The sequence below is a fragment of the Singulisphaera chitinilytica genome (assembly GCF_049331405.1).
GTDB lineage: Bacteria > Planctomycetota > Planctomycetia > Isosphaerales > Isosphaeraceae > PoT.
The window spans coordinates 9,036,551-9,060,767 of record NZ_CP186274.1 but is presented as its reverse complement, the minus strand read 5'-3'; the positions used below and the strand labels follow the sequence as shown (position 1 = coordinate 9,060,767).

The window sequence follows — 24,217 nt, the reverse complement described above, 5'->3', positions numbered from 1 at the left end:
CGGAGGCCCCCCGAAAGCAAACGGGAGCGCCCCCGCGAGTCATCGTCCACCCCGGTTTTCGGATGAGAGGCACGGCGGCCCCTGCCCCTTCGAAACGCCAGGCGGAGGAGGCCGCTCGATAGGCCTCCTCCGCCTGGATGTCGAGCGAGGTTGGATGATCGCCGACCGTCGCTCAGAAGATGGAGTTGAGGACGGCCACGGCGTCCCCATAGCTCAAGATGCTGAACAGGTATCCCGAGACGCTGCTGTAGCTGTTTCCCAGCAGACCGGAATTGATCAGCCCCCAGGTCGCGTCGACGTAGCTGCGGCCCGCGCCGTTGGCGATGGCCCAGAAGGCCGCCGTCCGGTTCCCGCCGAGCCAGTCGGAGACCCCCTTGGCGGCGTCGGCGAGCGTGCCATTGGCCGTGTTCAGGATGAACTTGGCGACCTCGAACGAACTGTTCGCCACGAGGCCGGCATTGACGAGGCCGGTGACCGCGCTGCCGAGTCCCCTGCCCGCGCCGTTGGCGATGGCCCAGAAGGCCGCCGTCCGGTTCCCGCCGAGCCAGTCGGAAATGCCCTTGGCCGTATCGGCGAGCGTGCCATTGGCGGTGTTCAGGATGAACTGCGCCACCTTGAATGAGTCATTCGCCACGAAGCCCGCTCCGACGACCCCGGCGATCGCGTTGCCAATCCCCTTGCCCGCGCCGTTGGCGATGGCCCAGAAGGCCGCCGCCGGGTTCCCGCCGAGCCAGTCGGAGATCCCCCTGGCCGTATCGGTGAGAGAGGCCTGGGCCGTGTTCAGGACGAATTTGGCGACATCGAACGAGTTGTTGTTCAACAATCCGGCCCCGACGAACCCGGCGATCGCGTTGCCGAGCCCCTTGCCCGCCCCCGTGGCGATGGCCCAGAAGGCGTAGTATTGACCCGAGGTGCCGCCGATCCAGTCGGAGATGCCCTTGGCGGCGTCGGAGAGCGAGCCCTTGGCGATGTTCAGGATGAACTTGGCGACCTCGTAGGTGTCGTTCTTCACGAAGTTGGCACTGATCGAGCCGACGATCGCGCTGGCGAGACCCTTGCCCGCCCCGTTGGCGATGCCCCAGAACGCATAGTACTCGCCATTGGAGCCCCCCCCGAGCCAGTCGGAGATGCCCTGGGCGGCGTCGCCGAGCGAACCCTGGGCCGTGCCCAGGATGAACTTGGCGACCTCGTAAGAGCTGTTCGCGACGATCCCGGCGCCGACGATGCCTGCGACCGCATCGCCGAGCCCTCGGCCGGCTCCGACGGCGATGCCCCAGAAGGCATTGTATTGCCCGTTGGAGCCTCCGATCCAATCGGCGATGCCCCTGGCGGCGTCGGAGAGCGAACCCTGGGCTTTGCCGAGGATGAACCTGGCGACCTCGTTCGCGCTGTTCCCCACGAGGCCCCCGCTGACGACGCCGACGACCGCGCTGCCGAGACCCCTGCTCGCGCCGTTGGCGATGGCCCAGAAGGCCGCCGGCGCGTTCCCGCCGAGCCAGTCGGAGATCCCCTTCGCGGTGTCGCCCAGCCCGACATGCGCCGTATTCAGGAGGAACTTGGCGACCTCGAACGAGTTGCTCGCGACGAAGCCCGCCCCGATGAAACCGCCGACGAGCCCCCCGACCCCGACCGAGCCCGCCGAGCTGAGCCAGACCTCGTCGAAAAGCGTCCCCAGATCCGCCGTAACCTTGGCGTCGTTCCAGAGGACCAGGAGCAGCTGGGCCACGCCGTTCGCCCGAGGGTTCAGCGTATCGATGAGGCCATAGACATCGGTGGTCGCATGGTTCCACAGCGCCTTGGCGAGCGAGGAAAGGTCATCCTGGTAAATCGTCTGGAGTGCATCGGCGATCGTGTTGAGGTCGACCTTGAGCTGATGAAGGATGCTCGCGACATCCTGGTCCGCGGAGTTGTAGGCCGACTTGAGTGCCCCGGCGATCTGGCTCGCGGAGGCTCCCAATTGATTGAGGAGCTTGGCGGCATCCGCGGCCAGGATCTGGCCGGCGCTGCCGAGGAAGCCCCCCACCTGGAAGGTGCCGTCGGCGAAGACCTTCCCGTTGACATTGAAGTTCCCCAGGCCGTTCGGGGCGCTGAGGGAGCCCTGGAACCCGATGTCGTTCGGTTCGATGGTGAAGAGCGCCGTCCCGCTCAGGATCGACGAGAGCGCACCGCCGATGCTCGCCGTGGCCGTGAAGACGAGGGGATCCCACCCCGAGGAACCCAACGAAGAGTGTGCCGTCAGGTTGAGCTTCGCGATGGCAACATCCAGGGTCGTGGATGCGTCGATCGAGTAGGTCTTCGCGGCGGGATTCGCGTCGACGATCACTGAGAACGTGCTGGTCTGGAACCCGCCGAGTAGCGCACCCGCCGTGGCGTTCCCCTCGAAGTGGGCATGCCCATCGCCTCCAATGGTGCCGGAGACGGTCGCGGTGAGGATGCCGTAGTTCCAGCTACCCTTGAACGTGAACCCGGTGGTGCTGTCGAGCGTGGCCTGCACGCTCGTGATCGAGAGGCCCGCGATGTTGAGCTTGTCCGTGCCCGTGAAGTGATAGTTCGTGGAACTGATGATAACCCCGTCGAGCGTCATCCCCGCGCCGAGGTTGGGGAAGCCGGCCACGGCATGCACGTCGATCTCGAAATGCTTGTCGGGGTAGTCGTCGCCGATCTTGACGATCGCCTCGCCGAGGCTGAACGGGCCGACCTGCACGACGTGCGCGTCGGCGGTCATCATGAATCGGCCGTCGTAGAAGATCTGGGCCGTGACCTTCACGTTGGCGAGCGCCTGGAGGTCGGCAATCGTCCCGGTGGCCTGCAGGGTCAGGCTATCCGACGCGAGGACGAAGCCGAGGTCCGTGAGAGTGACCGGGCCGACCTGGACCGGGCCAGGGTACGTGGCACCGAGCGACCACTGACCCCCGGGGCCGTAGGAACCGGTGAAGCCCACGTCGCCGATGTCGGGGACGGGCAAGGTGAAGGCGACGCCCAGGGCCTGCGTCCCCAGGGTGAAGTTGGCCGTGTCGATCGTGAAGCCGGCGATGCTGAGTTTCGCCTGGCCCGTGAGGCTGTAGTTCGCCTCGTCGTTCACAGTCCCCTTGAAGTTCACGGTCCCGATGTTCGCGACCGTCCCCGTTCCGCCGATCCCCACAGAGACCCCCGCCGCGCTCGCCGTCATGATGGCCGACATCGAGCTGAACGTGACGAGGCCGCCGAGCAGGCTCACGGAAGGAAGCGGCGCGGTCAGGGTGAACGTCCCGCTCGAGTCGACCGTGCCGACGAGGCTCGCGCTGCCGAAGGCCGCGAGCTTCGCCTTGCCCGCCAGGCTCAAGGTCGCGACGGCCCCCGCCTCTGTCAGCGTCACGGTGGGGCCGGAGATCGTGAAGGCGCCGAGCTTCAGGTCCCCCGGAGTCGCGGAGAGACTGAAGTGGGTGGCGTCGGTGATGGTGCCGGACAGGGGCAACGTGCCGATGACCGGCAGGGTGGCCGTCCCCGAGAGCGTCACGACACCCTTGGAGAGCGTCACCGTGTTGTTGCTGAAGGAGTAGCCGGCGACCGTGAGCGTCGGCAATGGCGCCGTGAGCGAGTAGTTCCAGGTGTCCTTGATTGTGCCCGAGAGCGGCACCGATCCGACGAGCGGCAAGGTCACCGCCCCCGAGAGCGAGAGAACGCCCTTGGCGTAAGTGACGGTGTCATTCGTGGAGCTGAACCCGGCGACCGTGAGGGTCGGGAGCTGCGCCGAGAGGCTATAGTTCCACTGATCCTTGTAGGTGCCCGAGAGCGGCACCGAGCCGATGACCGGCAGCGCGGCGGTGCCCTTGATCGAGAGCGCACCGTTGGCGAGGGTGATCGTGTCGTTCGTGAGGGCGTAAGCGCCGAGCGTCAAGCTCGCGACCGGCGCCGAGAGGCTGTAGTGGGTGCCGTCGGTGATGGATCCGGAGAGCGTCGCCGAGCCGATCACCGGCAGAGTGGCCGTCCCTGAGAGCGTCACGACCCCCTTGGAGAGCGTCAGCGTGTCATTGCTCAGGGCAAAGCCGCCGAGACTGATCGAGGGCACCTGCGCCGCGAGCGAGTAGGTCCAGGCGTCGTTGATGGTCCCCGAGAGGGGGACCGAGCCGACGACAGGTAACGTCGCCGTCCCCGAGACCGACAGTATACCCTTGGCGTAGGTGACGGTGTCGTTGGTCAGCGTGAACCCGCCGACCTTCACCGAGGGGAGCTGGGCGGAGAGGCTGTAATTCCACTGATCTTTGAAGGTGCCAGCAAGTGTCGAGGAGCCGATGATCGGCAGGGTGGCCGTGCCCTTGACCGAGAATGCGCCGTTGGCGAACGTGACGGTGTCGCCGGTGAGGGAATATCCGCCGAGCTTGAGGCTCGGGACCTGGGCCGAGAGGCTGTAGTGGGAGGCGTCGGTGATGTTGCCGGAGAGGGTCGTGGGCCCGACGACCGGCACGGTCGCAGTCCCGGAGACCGAGAGGATCCCCTTGGAGAGGGTGATGGTATCATTCGTGAAAGTGGCGCCGCCGATCTTCAGACTCGGGGCCTGGCCCGATAGTGTATAATTCCAAATGTCATTGATTGTGCCCGAGAGGGGCGTCGAGCCGATGGTCGGGAGGGTCGCCGATCCCGAGAGGGAGAGGATGCCCTTGGTGTAGGTGACGGTGTCATTCGCGAAGGTGAATCCCGCGACCGTCAGGCTGGGGAGCTGGGCGGAGAGGCTGTAGTTCCACTGATCTTTGAAGGTGCCAGCAAGTGTCGAGGAGCCGATGATCGGCAGGGTGGCCGTGCCCTTCACCGAGAATGCGCCGTTGGCGAACGTGACGGTGTCGCCGGTGAGGGAATATCCGCCGAGCTTGAGGCTCGGGACCTGGGCCGAGAGGCTGTAGTGGCTGGCGTCGGTGATGGTGCCGGAGAGGGTCGCGGAACCCACGACCGGCAGGCTGGTCGTGCCCGAGAGCGAGAGCGCGCCATTGGCGAGCGTGACGGTGTCGCTCGTGAACGCGAGGCCGCCGATGGTGATGGTCGGGACCTGGGCCGTCAGGCTATACGTCGTGGCATTGGCGATCGAGCCGGAGAGATGCGCGTTCCCGACCAGCGGCAGGCTCGCGTCGCCGGCCAGCGCGAGGCCGGTGGAGCTCAGGGTCATGGCCGCGTTGGAGAGCGACAGGTTCGATGTCGCCGTCTTGAAGCCGGTCGCATTGATCTGGCCCGTGCCCGAGACGCTGCCGCCGCTCCAGGCGAACTGACCGACCGTCATCGTCGCGCCCGACGTCAGGCTCCCCGAGCTGAGGGCGATACTCTGGACGTTCAGGCTCCCCTTCGCGACGAGGCTCCCGCCCGAGACGTTCAAGGCCCCGTTGATGCTGGAGGCGGCGGCGAGTTGCAGTGATCCGCCGGACAGCGTGATGGGAGACGCACTCGTGAGGCTCTGGACGGAGTCATTCGCGCCCGACGAATGCGTGATACTGAGATTCGCCGTCGCGATCGTGACGGCGTCCTGGGCGTTGGGCACCCGGCCCGCGCTCCAGTTGGAGGCGACGTCCCAGTCGCCCCCCTGCGGGTTGATCCAGCTGATGTTGGAGAGGACGACGCGCTCTTCCAGGTATTCCATGGAGAGCCGATGGAGCCAATCCTCGCGCCTCTTGACGTGGCGACGCCTGGAGGACTTCGACAGTCGATCAATGATGCTCTGACTGGCCCGGTGCATCCTGTTGAGCATGGTCGTTCTCGATGAAGTTGCGCTGGTTGTGTGTGTCCGATCGGGGCTCGGAACGAGGATGCAAGGCGCAGCATCACCGGGGGGGATCCGGCCGATCGGCCTGGCCCGCCGCGCCTTCCTGTCCGACGCCCTGGGTCGTCACCGAACTCGTGCGATTGTCGAGAGAAGGGCGACACACCGTGCCCTGTCGCTCACGCCTGACTCGATTGACGACCCCGTCTCATGACCCTCGCCATCGGATGCGAGCCCGAAGGCTCGAAACCGGCCGGCCGACCTCATGACCGGCGATTGTATGAACCTATGAAAACATTCTGGCGGTCGAGCGTACGATGGAGGGGGGGAGAATTGCGGCGATCGCTGTCGGGACCTAGAGAATTTCCTGCACGTTGCCAATCATGCCGATGCCCCCTTCCGTGGAGCGGCTTCGATTAGGATGAACTGAGTGATGGAATGCCCGGGCCTTCCCGCACACCAACGGCGGGGCGGACGAAAGCTGCGTCCGGGCAACACGAGTCGTGGGGGGGAGGGATGGGGGAAACCCTGGTTCGACCCGGCCTACCTCGAAGTCCAATCCCGAAAAAACTAAGGGGAAAAGCCCTTGTTTGGGGCGAGGTTCTGATTGATGTTCAGGGAAAATGTCACGCGCTCATCTAGATTGCGCCCTGGATACAGAATCGAAACGTCGAATCCGAGAAACCTTCGGAGATTCCGAATTCGTGGGACTTCGTCGGCCCGGAATCGAGGACGCGGTCGCTTCAACGCGAACATCCTAATGACGGTATTTTTCGATGTAAATCCACTTGGGGTGCCGAGTTGATAATAAAGGACAATTAATTGACGTGTCAGTTATTCGAATGATTTCGGCGTGGTGCGGCTCGCGATGCGGTCACGGTCTGTCTTGGCCGGCAGGCGGGGAGCCTGGGGCGTGGGGAGGCCTGGCCAGGACGGTCCCGTCCGGCAGGCCGATGTAGAGACGACCGTCGGGGCCGAAGGCGAGGGAGGTGACCCGGGCGGGGGGGCCCAGGAATTCCCCGAGGACCCGGCCCGTGGCGACCTCCTGCAACTGGATCGCCGACCCGTAGGGCGGGCGTGCGACCGCCATCGTCTTGCCGTCCGCGGCGAACGCCTGCAATTCGGGGGTGAACCAGCGCGGAGTCGGGCCGGGGACTTCCTGGCCGGCGGCGATGTCCCAGACCATGAACTTGGAATCGACGGAGAGGCCGCGCGTCTCTCCCTGGTACATCATCGCCAGTTGCGTGCCGTCGAACGAGAAGCGCGAGCGCCAGATTCGTGCCCGTGGTTTCCAGGTGGCCGCGAATTGACGCGTGACCTTCCCCGTCGCCAGGTCCCAGACTCGCACGATGCGGTCGGCGGTCATCAGCGTCCGGCCGTCGGGGGCGAAGGAGAGGACGTTGGCACTGCCCTCGAAGGGATCGAAACGCTCGATGAATTCGCCGGTGGTCAGGTCCATCAGGCGAAGCCGACTGCCGGTTTCCGTGGCGCCGGGGGCGTCTTCGCTCGGGTATTGGATCGTGTCATCCTCATGCGACCAGGCCAGGAGCCGGCCGTCGGGGCTGAGGGCGAAGCCTCGTTGCCAGCTCATGCCCACCCGGCGTAGATGCTCGCCGGTGGCGGCGTCCCAGACGTGCCCGTCCCCCTCTCCGCCGAGGGTGACGATGCGTTTGCCGTCGGGCGTGACAGCGATCTGTTCGACCGGGCTCTCTCCCCCCGCCGGGACGAGCGATCGGCCCGTGGCCGTCTCCCAGACCTCGATCATCCCCGCGACCGCCCCGATGAGGGTCGCCCCGTCGGGCGAGAATCGCAGGCCGATCGCCCGGCGATCGATCTTCAACCGCTCCTTGCCCGAGGCGTCAAACAACCTCGTGGTCGAGTCGCCGGATGCGGCGATCGTCTTGCCATCAGGGGAGAACGCGAGCGACCGGATGGAATCCTCGGGGAATGGGATCTCCAGCCGTCGCTTGCCGGTGGCGGCGTCGACGATCTCGATGCGAGCCTTCCTGGCCTCGTAGCCGAGGGCGATGGTGGTGCCGTCGGGGGAGTAAGCGGCGCAACGGACGGTGCCCTTCGCCGAGAGGATGGGGCCCAGATCCCGGCCCGTGTCCAACTCCCACTGGCGAGCAAGGTCGTGGTTCCCGTCGTAGTCATATCCGCCGGCGACGATACGTTTGCCATCCGGGGAGAGGACCGCCGCGAAGATGTAACCGCCAAGTTGGAACGTCCTCACCACCTCGCCTTTATCCAGGCGGATCAGGTGCATCGACACTCTGTCTGCCGCCTCGACGATCAGGTGCTTCCCATCTGGCGCGAAGCCAAGCAGGCCGCTGCGTTGGAGGGGGTCATTCGGGGGATAGGTGATATGGGCCGTCTCTCTGCCGCTGGCCGTGTCGTAGAGACGAAGAGTCGGGGCCAACGCCGAGACCTCGCGCTGCGTCATCGCGACCGTCTTGCCGTCGGGCGAGATGGCGACCGAGGTGACGTCGTGCAGATCCTCGAAGTTGCTGAGTACCCGGCCGGTGGCCAGGTCATAAGCCCTGACGCTGTTCGAGATCCGCGTCCCGCTGGCGGCGACCGCGAACGTGGCATCCGGCGACACGGCGAAGCTCTCGATCCTCGTCGTGTGGCGGAACCGGGTCGAGCCGAACCTCTGCGTCGCCCAGGGGGGGAGCTGGTCATCGGCGATCTTCCCGGCAACGCGATGGGGGACCTTCGCGGGGGCCGGGCTGTCGTCGCGTGCGGCCATCGACCAGGCCCCGGCCGTGCCCAGCGCGATCAGGATCAGGGGGGCGGAGATCGCGGAGATCGTCGCCCAGCGGATCGCCGTCATGGCTTGGATTGTCCGCCTGGCGTGGTCGAGGGCGGAGGCCGGGAGGCCCGACGCCTCGGCAATGCCGATCGTCGCGGCCAGGGCGGCTCGGACCGCGGCCGTCGCGAGGGGCGCGGGCATCACGGATGGCAAGGTCAGGGGCGTCGCGAGGAATCCGGCCGTCGGGGCCAGGCCCCGGCGTGAGAGGCGCCCGCGGAGGATCTCCTTGGCCCTGGCGAGCCGACCGGAGACCGTCCCCTTGGTCCAGCCCAGGGCTCGGGCGGCCTCCTCCTGGCTGAGGCCCTCCAGGTAGCAGAGCACCAGCGGGTCGCGATACTTGCCCGGGAGCCGGCCGAGTTCCTCGTCGAGCACGAGCCGGAGCTCATCGGCCTCGGCCTCGAGCATTTCCGTCGCGAACGGCTCCGGCGACTCCACCACGACCTCCCGGCGACGTCGTCGCGAGGCCGCGTCACGCGCCCGGCGAGCCACCCTCGCGGCGACGCCGTGGAGCCAGGGGGCGAGCGACTCCCGGCGACGGATCGCCCGGGCACGCAGGGCGAGGACGAGGAACGCGGCCTGGAAGGCATCTTCGGCGGCGTGGTCGTCCCCCGCGACTCGTCGGCAGACCCCCAGCACCATCGCGCCGTGGCGGGCGACGATCATCTCGAAGGCCGGGCCCGCGTCGTCGCCGCCATCGAGGAAGCGGTCGAGCAGCAGGCGGTCGCCGAGGCCGTCGGCCGTCCCGACGCGGAAGAGGGTCTCGATGTCGCGGGAGATCCAGGACGAGGCTCGGGCCATGATGCGGGGCTCCCCGGTTCGGGTCGTTTCGATACCCCTTAGTCACGTCCCGCCCGCGTCCGAATACGACTTTTCCCGACGAGCCCCGGGTTTCATCATCATCGAACGCGTCAGGGCTTCGGCGACGCGCCGGGCCAGGCGCCTTCGTAAGCGAGGCGGCGGACGACGGCCTCGGTCTCGTCGAGGTAATGGAAGAGGCCGAACCGGCGCGGGGCGTCGGAGGGCCAGGGCTGCTCCAGGATCACCTCGCCGTTGAGCCTGAGCGTGACCTTGCCGCCGGACAGCGCCAGGCGGAGCTGGTTCCAGTCGTTCGGCCGGATCGCGAGCGGCTTGTCGGTCAGGCGACTCTCTCGAGGGGCGTCGTCGTGGTCGGGCCGGGGGAAGTCGACGGCCCTGATGCCGTCGGGGGCGAGGAGGAAGCCGGTCTCGCCGAGGCTCGGGTGGACCATCCGGCTCGCGTCCTCGGCGAAGAACTCGTAGGAGACCTCGCCATCCTCGAGCAGCGGGCGGCGGTAGACGAGCCGGCTCTCCTGGCGGCTCTCGGGGATGTCGTAGAAGGGAGTCCCCACGAGATGCTCGCCGTGCCATGCCCAGTAGGCCGGGCCGTGCTCGCCGCGGGGCTCGGGCTCAGGCACGATCGCCCAGGCCCTCAGTCCCGCGAGGGGCGAGAGCTCGACGCGTCGCGGGACGCTCGGCTCGCCGACGACCCGGAGCGAACGGACGGACTCGCCCGAGGCCGGGAGCCCGCTCACGACCGCCCACGGGTCGGGGCGGTCGGCCAGGCGTTCGGCGTGGACCCGCCGGCCGTCGACCGAGAAGGCGGCCTCGGAGCCCTTGATCGCCAGCTCGGCCTTGAACCAGGCTTTGTCGCCGGGGAGTGGCGGGTCGAAGGCCCCCTCCCCCTTCCGCTCGCCGTTCGACCAGCGGTAGTGCTTGCGGTCGTCGCTCACGCCGAACCGCACGCCGCCGTAGCCCAGCTCGACGGGCACCGGCGCGATCGCCAGCTCGGCCGAGAGGGCGAAGTCGCCGACGATGGGACGGTCGTAGATGAGTTCATGCGTCTTGCCCGAGGTCGAAAGGTTCCAGTGCTCGACCTTCGGGGCCTCGACGCGGACGGTGGCGTCGGGGGGCGTGGGCTTGCGGTCGAGGAGCGCGTCGAGCGTCTTCGCATCGGGGGGGGCGACGCCCTGCCGAGGGGCCTCGAGCTTGCCGGCGACCTCGGCGGCGAGGGAGTCGCCCCAGGGGCCGGCGAGGACGATGTGACGGGCCCTCGCCGAGGTCCGGGCCTTGTCGTGGTAGAGCCCGAATCGGCGCGACTGCCCCGGGGCCAGGGGCAACTCGTACACGAGCGCCCCGTTCAGCTCGATGGTCATGCGATCGTCGAGGATCGCGAGGGCAACGTGGTTCCATTCGCGGGACTTGATCGGGAGGCGGTCGGGGCCTCGGCGGGCGCCGGGGATCGCGACGGCATTGTCGGGCTCCAGGGCCGTCCAGTCCCCTTCGGGATGCGGGGAGATCCAGCGCACGCGGACCCCCTCGGGTTCGAGAAGGAACGCGAGGCGGCCGAGCGCCGGGTGGGCCTCGACGACGCCGGGCTCGGCGAGGAACTCGAAGCGGACGGTCTCCCCCGACTGGATCGGGCGGTGATAGGTCAACAGGCCGGGGACCGGTCCGGGCGCGGTCGAGGCGTCCAGGCGACGGCCGCGGATCTCACCTTCCCCGGCGAGGGACCAGTCGAGGTGGGCGTCGTCGTCGCAGGTATGTTCATTTGCAAGCTTCCATGATGGGAGTGTGTCCCCCTCGACTCCGGGGAGCCAGCCCGAGAGGCGGGGGTCGGCGGCGAGGTCGAGCTGGCGTGGGATCGTGGGCGTCCCCCGGATCTCGACGTCGCGGAAGGTCGCGGATCGGCCGGCGGCCGCGTAGAGCGAGAGCCAGGGGCTGCTCGTCGCCGGGTTCCCCTCGGCCTCGTAGAAGAGGTGGCCGTTGACCAGGCAGCGGACCTTCTCGGGGGTGACCTCGAGCGAGAGCCTGGCCTCGTCCTCGGCGCCGAACGACCGGCAAGGGCGCTCCAGGGGCTCCTGCCCGTTCAGGGGCCAGACCTTGCCCGAGCGGAACGCGATGGCATGCTGCCCCGTGTTGTTGTAGAGCAACGTATCGAAGGCCGATTTCATCTCCTTGTGTCGGAGCGGCTCAAACACGAGCCCGCCGTAGGCGAGGTGCCCCTGGCGGAACTCGGCGGCCGAGACGCGGGCCGAGACGGTGAAGGTCCCCGTCAGCGGGGCCCTGAAGGTCAGCAGGTCCCGGCCCGAGCCGGAGACGTGCGCCAGCGCCCGCGTCCCCTCGTCGCCGAGCCAGAGGGCCTCACCCGGCTCCGAGGCCGAACTGGGCGCGACGACCATCGGCGTCCAGTGGGCGAGGCCGTTTGCTGTATGCTCGCCGAGCGGCTTGCCCGAGGCGGCGACGGACCGCGCCTGCACCAGCTCGCGTTGCAGGGGGGCGACCAGGGCATCGCTCGACACCTTGCGGGCGTGGTCGAGGAGGACCTTCGCGATGGCTTTCCCTTGCGCCTTGATCTCAGCCGAATCGGATCGGAGGCAGGCGAGGGCGACGAGGATATCGGGCCAGGCGGGGGGCGTGGGGGTCGTCTCGGGCTCGGCGGGGATCTTGCCGGGGAGCCTGGCGAGGAGCGCCTTGAGCCTCGGAATGGCCTCGTCGCCCTTGCCTCGGGCGAGGCCGATCAGGATGGCCAGCGGCTCGGCGTTGGCGATCTTCGCCGCGGCGGCCTGCTCGGCCTCGGCGGCGAGGGGTTCGAGGGCCCCCTGCTCCTTCGCGGCGGCGATCAGCAGGTCGGCCGTGCCGAGGATCGCGTCGTCGCCGATCGAGCCGAGGCCGAAGGCGGCGGGCGGGACCTCTCGCGGGGCCAGGCCCGCGAGCACCCGCGCCGACTTGCGCTCGGCGGTCGGCAGGCTCCAGGCCTTGAGCAGCGCGAGGCGCTCGGCCGCGGGGAGTCCTTGCAGGCGGAGCCGGAGCATCGCGAGGACCTCGCCCGCCGGCGGATCCCCCGCCTGCGGCGTGGTGGCCTCGGCGAACTGGCCGAGCGTGTCGAGGGCCTCGGCGAGCAGGCCGAGCCGGAGCTGCTCGCGGGCGAGCCGCAGGTGGTTCCCCTTGCGGAGCGAGAGCGCGGGGTCCCCCTTCTTGCCGCTGAGGGTGCGGTCGAGGGCCGAGGCGTAGGCCTTGAGCGACTTCCGCACGTCGTCGGCCTTCTTCTGCCCGTGATAATGGCGGCCGAGGACGAGGCTCAGGCCGGCGAGGGGCTCCTCGCCCGAGCCGTTGGCCAGGGACTTCGCCGTGGCTTCCAGGAGGGCCAGCGCGGCGGCCCTCGTCTCGGCCCGTGCCAGGGCGGGCACGGCGGCGTGGCAGGCCTGATCGGCGGTTGTCTGGGCGGCGGTGTCGGTCAGGTGCTTCGCCAGGGCCGCGAGGGACTCGTTGGCGAGCGCAGGGTCGCCGGTCTCGAGGCCGATCCTCGCGAGGAGCACGAGCGTGGGGACCTCGGCGCGGGGCTCCTTGCGGCGGGCGACGACCCGCGCCTTGAGGTCGTCGAGCCGCCCGGCCCTCGCGGCCCACTTCACCAGGAGGGCCCCGACGCTCCTCGGCCGCCCCACCTCGCCCCGGGCGAACGGGCGCTCATAGAGGAAGATCTCGCCGGGCCTGGCCTCGTTGAGCACGACCTCCCGGATCGACTCATAGACGCGCTTGGGGTCGGCCGACGCTTCCCAGAGCGGGTCGAGGCTGGCGAAGGCCTGCTCGACCTCGCGGGCGACGACGATCCGCGACTCCTCGGCCGGCTTCGCGGGGGTCGAACCTGCCCCCGCCCCTTCCTTCGGGGCGGCGAGCGGCTGCACGGGGGGACCCCCCTTGAGGGGATCGGTCAGCGCCTTGAGCCCGAGCCCGGCGAAGCCCCGCCGCGTGGCGAGTGAGGCGAGGGCGCTCGCCTGGCGGAAGCGCTCGGGGGTCGTGACCGGGACCCCCTTCACCGCCTCCCTCGCGGCGACCTGGCGGTTGATCCGGGCGAGGAGGTCGTTCCAGCGGGCCTCGGCGAGGACGCGGTCGCCCCGGTCGAGGGCGAGCTGCCCCTGCTCGCGGACGATCGCCAGCGACCAGAGGGGCTCGACCTGGCGGTCGGCGGCCTCGATGGCGCCGGCGGCAAGGCGCTCGGCCAGGGCCCTCGCGTCCTCATGCCCTTCGAGCCGACGGGCCACGAGCCAGAGCGCGACCTGCGGCAAGGCGTCGGCCCGCTGTTTGGTGTTCGCGTGCTCGCCGGCGGGGATCGGCTCCAGGGGGTGGCGGTCGAGCCAGGCGGACAGGGCATCGAGCGTCGGCTTGACCGCCTCGGCGTCGCCGTCGTCGAGGCCGACGAGCGCGGCGACGATCAGGTGCGAGAGGTCGTCGGGGGCCTCGGCCCTGGGCTTCGCCAGGTCCTTGAGGATGGACGTCCGCAGAGGGGGATCGGCCCTGGCGAACTGGGCCTCGAGCGGGCTCGAGAGCCTGGCCTGTTCGAGCACTTTCGGCTGGACGTTCAGCATCAGGTCGAAGGTGGACGGGGGCCCGGCGTCCGCCTCGGAGTGCTTCAGGAGGGCCTTCGCGGCCTCCTTCGGGCCGGGGGGCGAGAGGGTCGCCGCCAGGTAGCGACGCAAGGTGCGCCGATCGGCCCTGGCGAGGGCGGCATCGCGGCGCTCCCGGAACGCGCGGACGAGGGTGTCTTCGGGGGCGGCGACCGTGGAGCCGCTGAGGTAGAAGGCCTGGAGCGCCTCGAGCCCCTCGCGGTCGTCGAGCATGCGTTGATAGGTCCAGGCGGCCTCGGTCGGGAGCGACGCGTCGAGGAGCATCTGGCCTGCGAGGATCGCGTTCGAGAAGGCGATGCGGGTGTTGGTGATGGCCGCGGTGTAGCGCGTGACCTTCCGATTCGCGAGCCTGAGGAGCAAGGCCCTGGCCTCGGCGAGCCGGCCGTTGCGCTCGTAGAGCGGGATCAGGCGGCGCGCGGCGTGGATCTCGAAGTATTGCGAGGTCTCCTCGTCGCTCTCGCGGATCGCCCGCTCGAGCATGGAGATGGCCATCGGGAGCGAGGCGTCGTGGTCCTCCAGCTCCTGGGCGAGGATCCGCGCGATGTACGGCTCCATCGGCGCCTTGGGGTCGTCGATGATCGGGCTCAGGAGCGAGAGGGCTCGGTCGGGCTCGCCCAGGCGGACGAGGATCGCCCCGGCGAGGGCCTGCCCCGCCTTCCAGGCCGGCTGGCGGCTTCGAGGCCGCCTCGATGTCGCCGAGGAGCGGGCGGAGGGCGTTGCGACTGGCGGCGACCTCCAGCAGCCTCGTGGCGACGCCGATGAGCCGGCCGTCGTCGGCGTACTCGATCACCTCGTCGAGCCCGTGCCAGATCGCGTCGAGAGAGTCGTCGGCCGGCGGCAGGACGGCGGTCCTGGCGTAGTCGAGCATCTCGGGGAGGCCCCAGATCGCCTCGTCCTTCACCTGGCCGAGCACGTACATCCGCTCGTTGGGGAAGGCGTCCATGGCCTTGCGCACCAGTCGGAGCGCGGCGTCGTGCAGCCTCGGCTCCTTCTCCTTGAACAGCTCGGCGATCATCGGGGTGATGAACGCGGGGTGGCCGAAGGTCTTGAAGTCCACCTGCTCCAGGAGCGAGACCAGCTCGTCGAGCCTCTGCGCCTGGCGGAAGGCCTTGAAGATGTCGTCGGAGCGGTAGCGGAAGAGGGACGGCTCCTTCTTCAGGACCACGCGGAAGTGGTCGAGCGTGGCCTCGATCTCTCCGTCGTCGAGGAGCTGAGAGGCGATCTGGAACCGGATCTTGGCGTCGTCCGGGCGGATCGCCAGGATCTGCTTGTAGACCTCACGCGCCTGCGCCGACTTGCCGTCGACCCGGTAGTACTCGGCGAGGTTCTGGAGCAAGGGGAGCGAGCCGGGGGAGGTCTTCACCTGGGCCTCGAGCCGCTCGATCATCGCCTTGAGCCGCCCCGCGCGGGCCAGGGTGCCGATGGCCTCCTTGCGGGCCGTCTCCTCCTCGGTCGCATAGAAGCTCGCATACGGGTTGAACCCGCTCGAGCCGCCCCTGCGGAGGAGCTGCAGGGCGACCTGCACGGCGAGGTCGGTCCGGTTCTGCCGCTGGTACTGCTGCATCAGGCTCACGAGCGCGGCGGTGCCGTTGCCGGCGCGGCGGCGGGCGCGGCCGAGGATCGCCTCGGCCAGCTCGTGCATGCCGAGCTGGTCCATCTGGTCGGCGAGCTGAGACTGGATGCTCACGTCGAGCCGGAGGCCGAAGAGGCGCTCGGCCGCCTTGCGGGCCCGCTCGATGTCCCCCGCGAGGACCGAGAGGCGGAGCGCGAGCAGCTCGCGGCGCTGCATCATCCGCTGGTCGAGCGGCTCGGCCGAGTCGACGAGCTTGAGGGCCTCGGCCGGCTCGTCGTTCTTCTCGCGGATCTCGGCCAGGCTCAGCTTGAGCTCGGGGTCGGACGGGCGGATCTTGACGGCCTCGGCCAGCTCCTTCACGGCGAGGTCGCGCTCCTCGTTCCACCAGCGGAGGTAGCCGAGCATCAGGCGGGCGTCGATCCGCTCGATCTCCGTCCCCTTCTCCGCGACCCGCCCGAGGTGCTCGAGGAGGTCGGGGAACTTGCCGTCGCGCCGGCAGAGCTCGAAGGCGTTGCGGAGGAGCTGGATGCCGTCGTGGTCGACGTGGTCGTTCGGCTTCGGGAAGTCGATGTTGGTGAAGTTCTGGTTCTTGCCGACCCAGATGTAATAATACGAGCGTGAGTTCACGGGCGAGAGGTTCCTCGACCGCCGAGCCTGGGGCGTGCGCTGTTGCATCACGCGGGCGTAGTGGTCGAGGATCCGGGTGACGTCGCCGTGGGCCTTCTCCTGGGCCCTGGCGTTCATCAGGCGGCCGAGGGGGTCGCCCGAGCCGTAGAGGAAGGCGTAGGCGATGGTCGCCTGCGCGGGGTTGGCCTGGTCGAACCTGTCGAAGAGGTCGAGCGCCCGGTCGACGTCCCCGCGCTCGGCCGCGAGCTGCAGGGCGCTGCCGAGCGAGCCGGGGTCGACGACCGCCGCGAGGGCGTCGCGATAGAGCTGCTCGCGGTCCTTGTCGCGCAGGGCCCGTTTGAGCTCGGTGTCGATGCTCGCGAGGATCTCGCTGTAGACGATCTCGGGCTTCCGGAGCCGGAGGGTCCGATACCCCTTGAGGATCAGGTCGACCTCCTCGGCGGGGAGCGGCGGGGTGGTCTCGACGACCCCCACGCCCGTGGGGCGATAGGTCCCGCCTCCGGGCTTGGTGGTGCGCTCGGCCAGCCAGTGCAGCATGGCCCACTGGGCGTCGACGTCGTCGGGGGCGTTGCGGGCGAGCTCCCTGGCCGCCTCGTAGATCCACTTCCCCTGGTCGCGGACCATCTGGAGGTAGAGCCAGTCCCAGCGCGGGCGGGCGTCGCGCCCCGCGTTCCTGGCGGCCTCGCGCGTGTCCTTGACGAAGGCCTCGGCGCGGCCGGACTTCTCGGCCAGGCGATAGCGCCAGGCCATCGTCGCCATGCGGGCCTCGCCGAAGTCGGCAGGGCTCCAGACCGAGGCATTGCTGTAATAATTGCGCGAGTCGAGGCCGGTCGCCTGGCGGATCGAGTAGGTCGCATAGCCCCGGTAGAGCTGCGGGTACTTGCGGGCCTGGTAGGCCTGGGCCCAGGCGCTGCTCGCGGCCTGGGGTTGGAAATTCTTGCGCCTCGCCTTGACGATGGCGCTCAGGGCGTCGTCGGAGGTACCCAGGGCGAGCAGGGCCTGGAACCGGCGCTCGGCCTCGTCGCGTCGGTCGAGGTCGACGAGGGCGACCCCCTCGCGATAGAGGGCCTCCCAGTCATCCGGCCTGGCGCGGAGCAGGCGCCCGGTGATGGTCAGGGCGGCCTCGTCCTTGCCGTTGCCCACGAGGCTGTCGATCGCCTGGAGGACCCTGTGCGAGTCCTCGTCCTCGGCCGAGATCTTCTCCCAGAGGGCCTCGGCCTCGGTCATGTCGCCCGACTTCACGTAGAGCTGGGCGAGCCTGGATGTCCCCTCCTCGCTCGGGGCGAGGTCGTTGAGCTGCTTCTGATACTTGGATGCGTCGGCCAGCGAGCCCTCGGTCTCGGCCAGGTTCGAGAGCTGCTTGAGCAGTTGCGTGTCCCTCGGGGTCGTGGCCAGGACCCGCTCCAATTCCTGCCGGGCCGGGCCGTAGTCGCCGGCCGACGAGTACGCTTGCGCCAGGCAGAAGGCGAGCTCGCGCTGCTGGTCGGGGTTGCCCAGCTCCCGCCCGAGGCGCGCGATCAGGCGGTCGAACTGGTTGCGCTGGAGGTAGAGGTCGGCCAGCCGCGCGACCGCGTTCAGCTTGGCCTCGATCTCGTCGAGCTTGGCGAGCGCCCGCCAGTAGATCTCGATGGCCTCGTCGATCCGGAACTGCCGGGCCAGCGCCTCGGCCAGGTTCAGCAGGACCTTCGAGTCCGACGGGTTGAGCCTGACCGACCGCCGCAGGGTGTCGAGCCCCTCGTCGTTCGCCCCGAGCTGGAAGCAGAGGTCGGCGAAGACCTGGTAGTTGTCCGCGTTGCCGGGGGCCGAGGCGAGCAGGTCGCGCCCGGCCTGAAGGGCCTCGGCGCGTCGGCCGAGCCTGGCCTCGAGCTTGGCGATGTTCGTGAGGTACTCGCCGCGGGCCCTGCGGTCGAGCTGGACGAGCCTCCGGTAGCCGTCGGCCGCCGAGAGGAGGTCTCCGGCCGACTCGTGGAGCCTCGCCGAGGTCGCCCAGGCCGGGACCGACCTCGGCTCGAGGGCGAGCGCCTTCTTCACCGCGGCCGCCGCCTCAGGGAGCCGACGATCGGCCTCCCAGAGCCTGGCCAGCCGGAGCCACCGCGCGGCCCCCGTCTCCCGGCCCGACTCGAGCGCCTGGCTCAGCGACGCGATCTCGGCCGCGAGCGTCCCCGAGGCCTGGTAATTCTCGATCTGGAGCCGGAGGACCTCTTCCTTCTCGTCCTCGGTCTCGGCGAGGCGCGCGGCGGCGTCGAGCTCCGCGATCGCCTCCTTGAGCCGGCCGTCACGCCCGAGGAAGCTCGCCGCCTTGATCCGGAGGGGCAGCTCCTTCGGGTCGAGCGCGATCGCCCCCTTCGCCGCCTCGATGGCCGGCTTGAGGTGCCCGAAACCCGCGAGGATCTCCGAGAGCCTCGCCAGCGACTTGGCATTACGCCTGGGCCCCGAGGCGACCTCGGACCACGCGGCGATCGCCTCGTCCGTCCGCTTCAACGCCTGATAATATTCGCCGAGGTACTCGCGGTACTGCGGCGACTCGGGGGCGAGGGCGATCGCCTTGCGGTAGAGCTCGAGCGCCTGGTCGACCATGTCCGCCTGGCGGAACAATTCGGCGACCTGGGCGACGGTCACGGCGTCGTCCTTCCTGGCGTCGGCCATCCTGCGCCAGACCTTCGCGGCGGCTGCTTTGCGATCGGGCTCGGGGCGGCTCGAGTCCTTGAGCAGGAGCCGCCCCCAGTCTCGGAGCGTGTCGGGGTTGCCCGGCTCGCGCTCGGCCAGGGCCTCGTACTGCGACGAGGCCTCGGCGATCAGCCCTTGCTTCGCGAGCTGGTCGATCAGGGCGATCCGCAGTTCCCGACGGGTCGGGGCGAGCTTCACCGCCTTCTCGAGCCACTCGCGGGCCTCGGCCGAGCGCCCCTGGAGCGCGAGGAGGCGGCCCAGGCGCGCGATGGCGTCGAGGTCGTCGGGGGTCTTCTTGATCCAGCGCTCGTAGTAGGTCGAGAGCCCGGCCATGTCGTCGTTGCGGAGGTAGATGTCCTCGAGCCTCCGCCTGGCCTCGCGATAGAGCCAGGCGTCGGGGTTGAGGCGGCCGAGCAGCCCTTCGAATTCCTTGAGGGCCTCGGCCGTCTTGCCGAGCCTGACCTTGAGGTCGGCCGCGTCCATGGCGAGCTGGACCTGCCGATGCGGGTCCTTGACCTTCTTCGCGAGCCCCTCGAGCCTGGGGAGGGCCTCGGCGTATTGTCCCTCGTCGATGAGGGCCTGGGCGATCTGCTCCTGGACCCGCAGGTCGTCCGGCAGGAGCTTCTCCAGGCGGTTCCAGACGGCCAGCGCCTGCTCGAACCGCCGGGCCCGCTGGTGGACCTTCCCCAGCGCCTGGAAGATCTCAAGGAGGTCGGCGCGGATCGGCTTGCGGGCGATGGCGCGCTCGAAGGCCTCGGCCGCCGCGTCGGGCTGGCCGACCATGACGAGGGCCTGGCCGAGGTAGTACGACGGCAAGGGGTTCTGCGGCAGGAGCCTCTCCGCCTCGCGCAGGGCCGCGACCGCCGCCGCGTCTCGCCCCCGCTGGGCCTCGAACAGGCCGAGCAGGAACCAGGTGTTGCCGTCGTCGGGGGATTTGGCGACCCTGGCGCGATAGGCGTCGAGGAAGGCGTCGATCGTCCCGCGCTCGACGTGGTAGCTGTAGACCCGGTCGAGCGCCGTGCCCCGCCTCGGCGTCTTCTCGATCAGGGCCAGGAACCGCTCCATCACCTGGCGCTGCCGGGGGTCGTCCTCCTCGGCGCCGCCCCCCGCCTGCCCCGCGACTTGCCCGGCCGCCATGCCGAGCAGGATGACCAGGCCGAACCACCACGACGCCCCGAGCCGCCTCGCATCCATCATCAGTCGCCCCCGTACTCCGGCCGGCCAATTACGACACGATGCTCTGACATTCGTCAAATGTCGTTGTGCAGGATAGCCAGGCGGCGGGCGCCTGTCAATTTCGCGTCAATTTTGCACGTATGTCGCAATCTCCACGCCAGGGTCGGGCGCCGGAGGAGAGGCGACGATCACGCGTTGACGAAGAGAGAGGTATAAATGTTCTCAGGATGAAGGCGTCATCCCGCGTGGATCGATCCGGCATCAGCGAGAGAGGCGGAAGGAGGCGAACCACGACTCGATCGACGCCGGCGCGGGCCTGGCGTCGGCGAAGGTGCGGAGGGCTTGCAGGTGCCGGCAAGGCCCCTTGCGGAGGCCCCCCTTGTAGTGGTGCGAGCAGGTGCATTTGCCGCGGAGCATGCGGCCGTCGGCGTCGAGGAGGAGGCTCACGGGGCGCTCGGAGGCCTTGCCCGAGAGGATCCGGAGGCCGTCGGGGCGCGAGTCGTCGGAGTGGATCGTCACGCGCTTCTGCTCGACGAGCTGGCGGGCGGCGACGGTCTCCGGCGGCTCGGGGCCGATCTGGTCGAGCGAGAGGGCGACGGGGAGGATCTGACGCCAGCGGTAGACCCCGCCGTGGAGGTCGTGGATCACCTGCCCGAGCAGCGCGAGTCGGTTCAACGCCGCCGCCACGAAGGCCGGGGCCGCGCCCGTGCGCTGGCGGACCTGCTCGAAGGTCAGGGTCGGCTCGGCGCGGAAGGCCAGGGCCACGTCCTTCAACAGGTCGTCGCTCGGCTGCGCCGGCGGGGCGATCTGGTCGAGGGCGGCGCCGCTCGTCCAGTCGTTGGCCGTCCAGCCGGAGAGGCCGAGCAACAGCCGCATCTCCCCCATCTTGATCGACCAGAAGCTCGGCAGGCCGGTGCCGAGGAGGTAGACCTCGGCCTCCTCCAGGAGCGGCAGGAGCCTCGCGAGGACGAGTAGGCGGTTGCGGCCCCAGATCCGGATCGTCTCCGAGCGGGGGCCGTCATAGGGCGTGCTGTGCAGGACGATCCGTCGTTCCCAGGGCTCGAGGACGATCGCGACCGGCTGCCCCGGCTCCAGCTCGAACCGGACGGCCCGGGGGCTCTTCGCCGCCTTGTGCCTCTTGAGGAACCCGAGGACCCCGTAGAGCCCCTCTCGGCTGATCCTGACCCGGCGCGTGGGGAGGCTCATGGCCGCCTGGAGCTGCATGAAGCCCCGGAGCCAGCTCGGCGGCAGGGCGATCTTCTCCTCGCGATGGGCGGGGTCGATATCGGTCCGGATCTCGAAGCCGGTCGGGTCGACGAGGAACCGGGTCTCGCGATAGCTCCGGAGCTTCTGGAAGTGCTCGTAGAGGGCCCACGAGTAGTCGACGTTCGTCGTGCCGAGGGCCACGTCGCGCTCGCCGGTGAAGGCGTCGCGGTCGACGGTCAGGCAGCCGTAGCTGCTCTCGTCGGCGCTGAAGCATTCGAAGAAGAGGCAGTCGGGCGCGACCGTGATGACCGGGTCGCACGGCATGAGCAGGCGCCAGAGCTCCGGGTCGTGCCTGAGCAGGTAGTTCGAGTATTCCCGGCGGGCCCCCCAGTAGACCGACCGCATCTTGCGGAAGCGGGTCTCGACCGCCTTTATGTCGACCCCCGAGAAGTCCTCCAATTCCTCGCGCAGCTCGGTGCGGACCCGTTGGGTGACGTTGCTGCGGAGCTCCTGCTCGCGCCTGCTGCGCTCGGCCGTGTAGGCTTCGTATGCGGACTTGTCCTGCTCGGCGGGGCGGAGGTCGCTGATGACGACGTCGTGGAGCGCGGCGACGGCCTCGCGGAAGCGGAGGGGATTGCGGAGGAGCCCGTCGAAGCCGACCCGGTCTCGCCTGAGGTTGGGGGCGAGCGAGACGGCCAGGCCGCCGGCGACCGGCTGCACGGCGCTCCGGCCGTGGTACGCGAGGGTCAGGTCCATGCGCCGTCCTCGGGATCGAGTCGGATCCTGCTTGATGGGTCTTTCCCGACCCGGGGGGCGGCCAGGCCGTCTCGACTTCGAGGCGACGACCAAGGTCGTTCACGAGGCTCGGGCCCGATACCGTGGCGCCGAGACATTCGTCGGCTCAGTAGGCGCCTACGGTATCGGGCCCGAGCCAAAGAACAACGGCCTTGGGGAAGCAATCTCCGAGGCAGACTCCACCGCGGCGGAACGCCGCAGCAAAACGGTCTCGAGTCCGGCCTGGCCGCCGCCAGGGTCGGGATGGGCATCTTCGCAAACGGTCAGGCCCAATGCAACTCCGGGAAGGCCCGCCGGACCAAAGTCTCCGACTCGGAGTCGCGCCCGGCCGCCTGCACGATCGCCGCAAGTCCCGCCCGCCACTCGGGTCCCCGCGTCGACCGCAGGGCGATCGCCAGGAGGGGCAGGAGTTGCGGCAGCTCGTCGGGACGCTTCGCGAGCCTCCGGAGCAGTTGCCGGATGACGACCGGCTTGGCCCGGTTCCCCCGATGGATGTTCAGGAGCACGCTCGCCCAGAGCAGGCGGATCGACTCGGGCTCGAGCGCCAGGGGCTCCAGCCCCTCGATGTCGCGGCCGTCGACGTGCGCCTCCAGCTCGGCGATCAGGCCGAGCTGCACGTCGTCATAAGGCGATTCGAGCAGCCGCCGCCAGAGCTCGACGTCGTTGCGCGCCTCGAGCACATCGCGGAACCAGTTCCAGGCCTCGTCGCGGACGTCGCGGTGCCGGCTGTCGAAGTACTCGAGCAGCCAGGGGAGCCGGAAGCCGAGCGACTCCGTCAAGGCGGTGCGGACCCAGGCGACGATCCCCGCGCGGAGCGACTCGGCCTCGGTCTCGACCAGCGCGAGCAGGGAGAGGCCCTCCGCCTCGGTCCTCACCTTGTGGGCGCGGAGCCAGTCGAACCCGAGCCTGGCCAGCGGCAAGGGGCGGCTCATGGCCAGGGCCACGACCTGCTCGAAGCTCAGGGCCTCGGGCCTCACGTGCGCCCGCATCAGCTCGACGAGGAGCTCCAGGGCGCTCGGGTTCGCGCGCTCGGCCAGCTCGAGCCAGAAGGTCGCGTCGATGCCGGCGAGCCCGGGGTTGTCGCGGAGCGAGTCGGCGGCGAGCGAGGCGATCTCGTCGTCCTCGTGGACGATGAGGGAGAGCCAGTCCTCGAGCGAGACGACCCGGAGCACGGCCCCTTGGTTCCGCATGATCATCCCGAGCGCCCAGCGCCTGACGGGGCGGGCCTTCGCCCGGCCGAGCAGCTCGAAGAGGGCCCTCGGGGCCTCGGCCCAGAGGTTCGGGTAGATCGGGCTCGGCTCCAGCTCCGAGAGCGATCGCCCCTCGGCGGTCCGCCAGCCGGTGACGCGGGCCTCGATCGCGGGGCTTTCGTGGAAGAGGATGTGCATCAGCGACCAGTTGTCGAGCAGGGCCAAACTGTCGGCCGCGTCGTGGTCCTGGTAGCGGTTGAGCATCTCCTCGACGGCCGGCACGTAGCGCCCGGGGTGCTCCTTCCCCAGCTTCCGGAAGTATCGCCAGCAGCGGCGGCGGAGGTAGTTGCGCGTGGGGGTGGAGAAGAGGCGATAGCGCTCGAGCTTGGCCCGGACGGCGTCGGGGATCTGGTCGGGGTCCTTGTACCGTCCCTGGGTGAGCTGGAGCCTGACGATCCAGTCGGCCACGGACTGCTTGATGCCCCGCTGGTCGTAGAAATCCTGTTGCTTGCCCCGGGGCATGACCGTGTCCCTGGGCGTGCGAATCTCCTGCTGCGTCCAGTGCCGCCAGACGTTGTATCTCCGGCCTCGCCCGTAATAGCTGACCTCCGTGTGCGGCAGCCCCTTCCAGACCCTCTCCAGGGCCTTCGCGGCCTCTTCGCCGTCCACCTGCCGCCACTCGACCTTGCGGGCGTTCACGAGCTTCCGCCTGACCGAGCGATCGAGGGCGACCGCGAACCGCCCCATGACCTGGTCGTCCCCCGCGGCCTCCGCGAGCTTGAACAGGCGCTTGATGAGCGCCTCGTGCCGGAAGGCGTTCAGGGGCCTGTCGAGGTAGGCGAGCAGGAGCCGTCGCGAGGCCGTGCGGGTGTCGGCATACCAGCGCCCGGCGAAATCCCCCAGGGCCTCGGCGTCGACGATCCGCCGGATCTCGTCGACGAACGCCGGGTCGCCGCGCTCGAGCAGCTCCTCGACCACCAACCAACGGCTTTCGTTGCGCTGAGCCATGAGACGCGAGCCCTCGAGCTT

The 24,217-nt window shown here is 69.4% G+C and carries 6 protein-coding genes; all 6 read right to left on the bottom strand.

Translation table 11 applies throughout. The features are described 5' to 3' along the window. Window positions 1-172: 172 nt before the first annotated feature. The 6 genes from ACOYYX_RS35225 to ACOYYX_RS35200 all read right to left on the bottom strand — a co-directional run bounded on the left by ACOYYX_RS35225 (window position 173) and on the right by ACOYYX_RS35200 (window position 24,196). Entirely contained in the window at window positions 173-5,710 is a 5,538-nt protein-coding gene (locus ACOYYX_RS35225) for a beta strand repeat-containing protein (protein WP_422927333.1), read from the bottom strand. Between the two features lie 886 nt (window positions 5,711-6,596). Next, window positions 6,597-9,332, bottom strand: coding sequence for a sigma-70 family RNA polymerase sigma factor (locus ACOYYX_RS35220; RefSeq protein ID WP_422927332.1), 2,736 nt, complete (start codon window positions 9,330-9,332; stop codon window positions 6,597-6,599). A 110-nt stretch (window positions 9,333-9,442) separates the two neighbouring features. After that, on the bottom strand, window positions 9,443-11,503 hold the full coding sequence (locus ACOYYX_RS35215; protein ID WP_422931706.1) for a DUF1583 domain-containing protein: 2,061 nt from the start codon (window positions 11,501-11,503) through the stop codon (window positions 9,443-9,445). 2,062 nt (window positions 11,504-13,565) lie between these two features. Beyond that, window positions 13,566-20,018 carry a tetratricopeptide repeat protein gene (locus ACOYYX_RS35210; RefSeq protein WP_422927331.1) on the bottom strand — a complete coding sequence of 2,151 codons (6,453 nt, stop codon included), beginning with the start codon at window positions 20,016-20,018 and terminating at the stop codon, window positions 13,566-13,568. Window positions 20,019-20,258: 240 nt separating this feature from the next. Continuing rightward, window positions 20,259-21,959, bottom strand: a complete 1,701-nt coding sequence (locus ACOYYX_RS35205) for a hypothetical protein (protein ID WP_422927330.1) — start codon at window positions 21,957-21,959, stop codon at window positions 20,259-20,261. 302 nt (window positions 21,960-22,261) lie between these two features. Further along, on the bottom strand, window positions 22,262-24,196 hold the full coding sequence (locus tag ACOYYX_RS35200) for a hypothetical protein (protein WP_422927329.1): 1,935 nt from the start codon (window positions 24,194-24,196) through the stop codon (window positions 22,262-22,264). Window positions 24,197-24,217 lie beyond the last annotated feature (21 nt).

Bases quoted from the DNA above. Each gene is read 5' to 3' on its own strand.
- ACOYYX_RS35225 (WP_422927333.1), bottom strand. From the start codon at position 5,710: ATGCTCAACAGGATGCACCGGGCCAGTCAGAGCATCATTGATCGACTG.
- ACOYYX_RS35220 (WP_422927332.1), bottom strand. From the start codon at position 9,332: ATGGCCCGAGCCTCGTCCTGGATCTCCCGCGACATCGAGACCCTCTTC.
- ACOYYX_RS35205 (WP_422927330.1), bottom strand. From the start codon at position 21,959: ATGGACCTGACCCTCGCGTACCACGGCCGGAGCGCCGTGCAGCCGGTC.
- ACOYYX_RS35200 (WP_422927329.1), bottom strand. From the start codon at position 24,196: ATGGCTCAGCGCAACGAAAGCCGTTGGTTGGTGGTCGAGGAGCTGCTC.
- ACOYYX_RS35215 (WP_422931706.1), bottom strand. From the start codon at position 11,503: ATGAAATCGGCCTTCGATACGTTGCTCTACAACAACACGGGGCAGCAT.
- ACOYYX_RS35210 (WP_422927331.1), bottom strand. From the start codon at position 20,018: ATGATGGATGCGAGGCGGCTCGGGGCGTCGTGGTGGTTCGGCCTGGTC.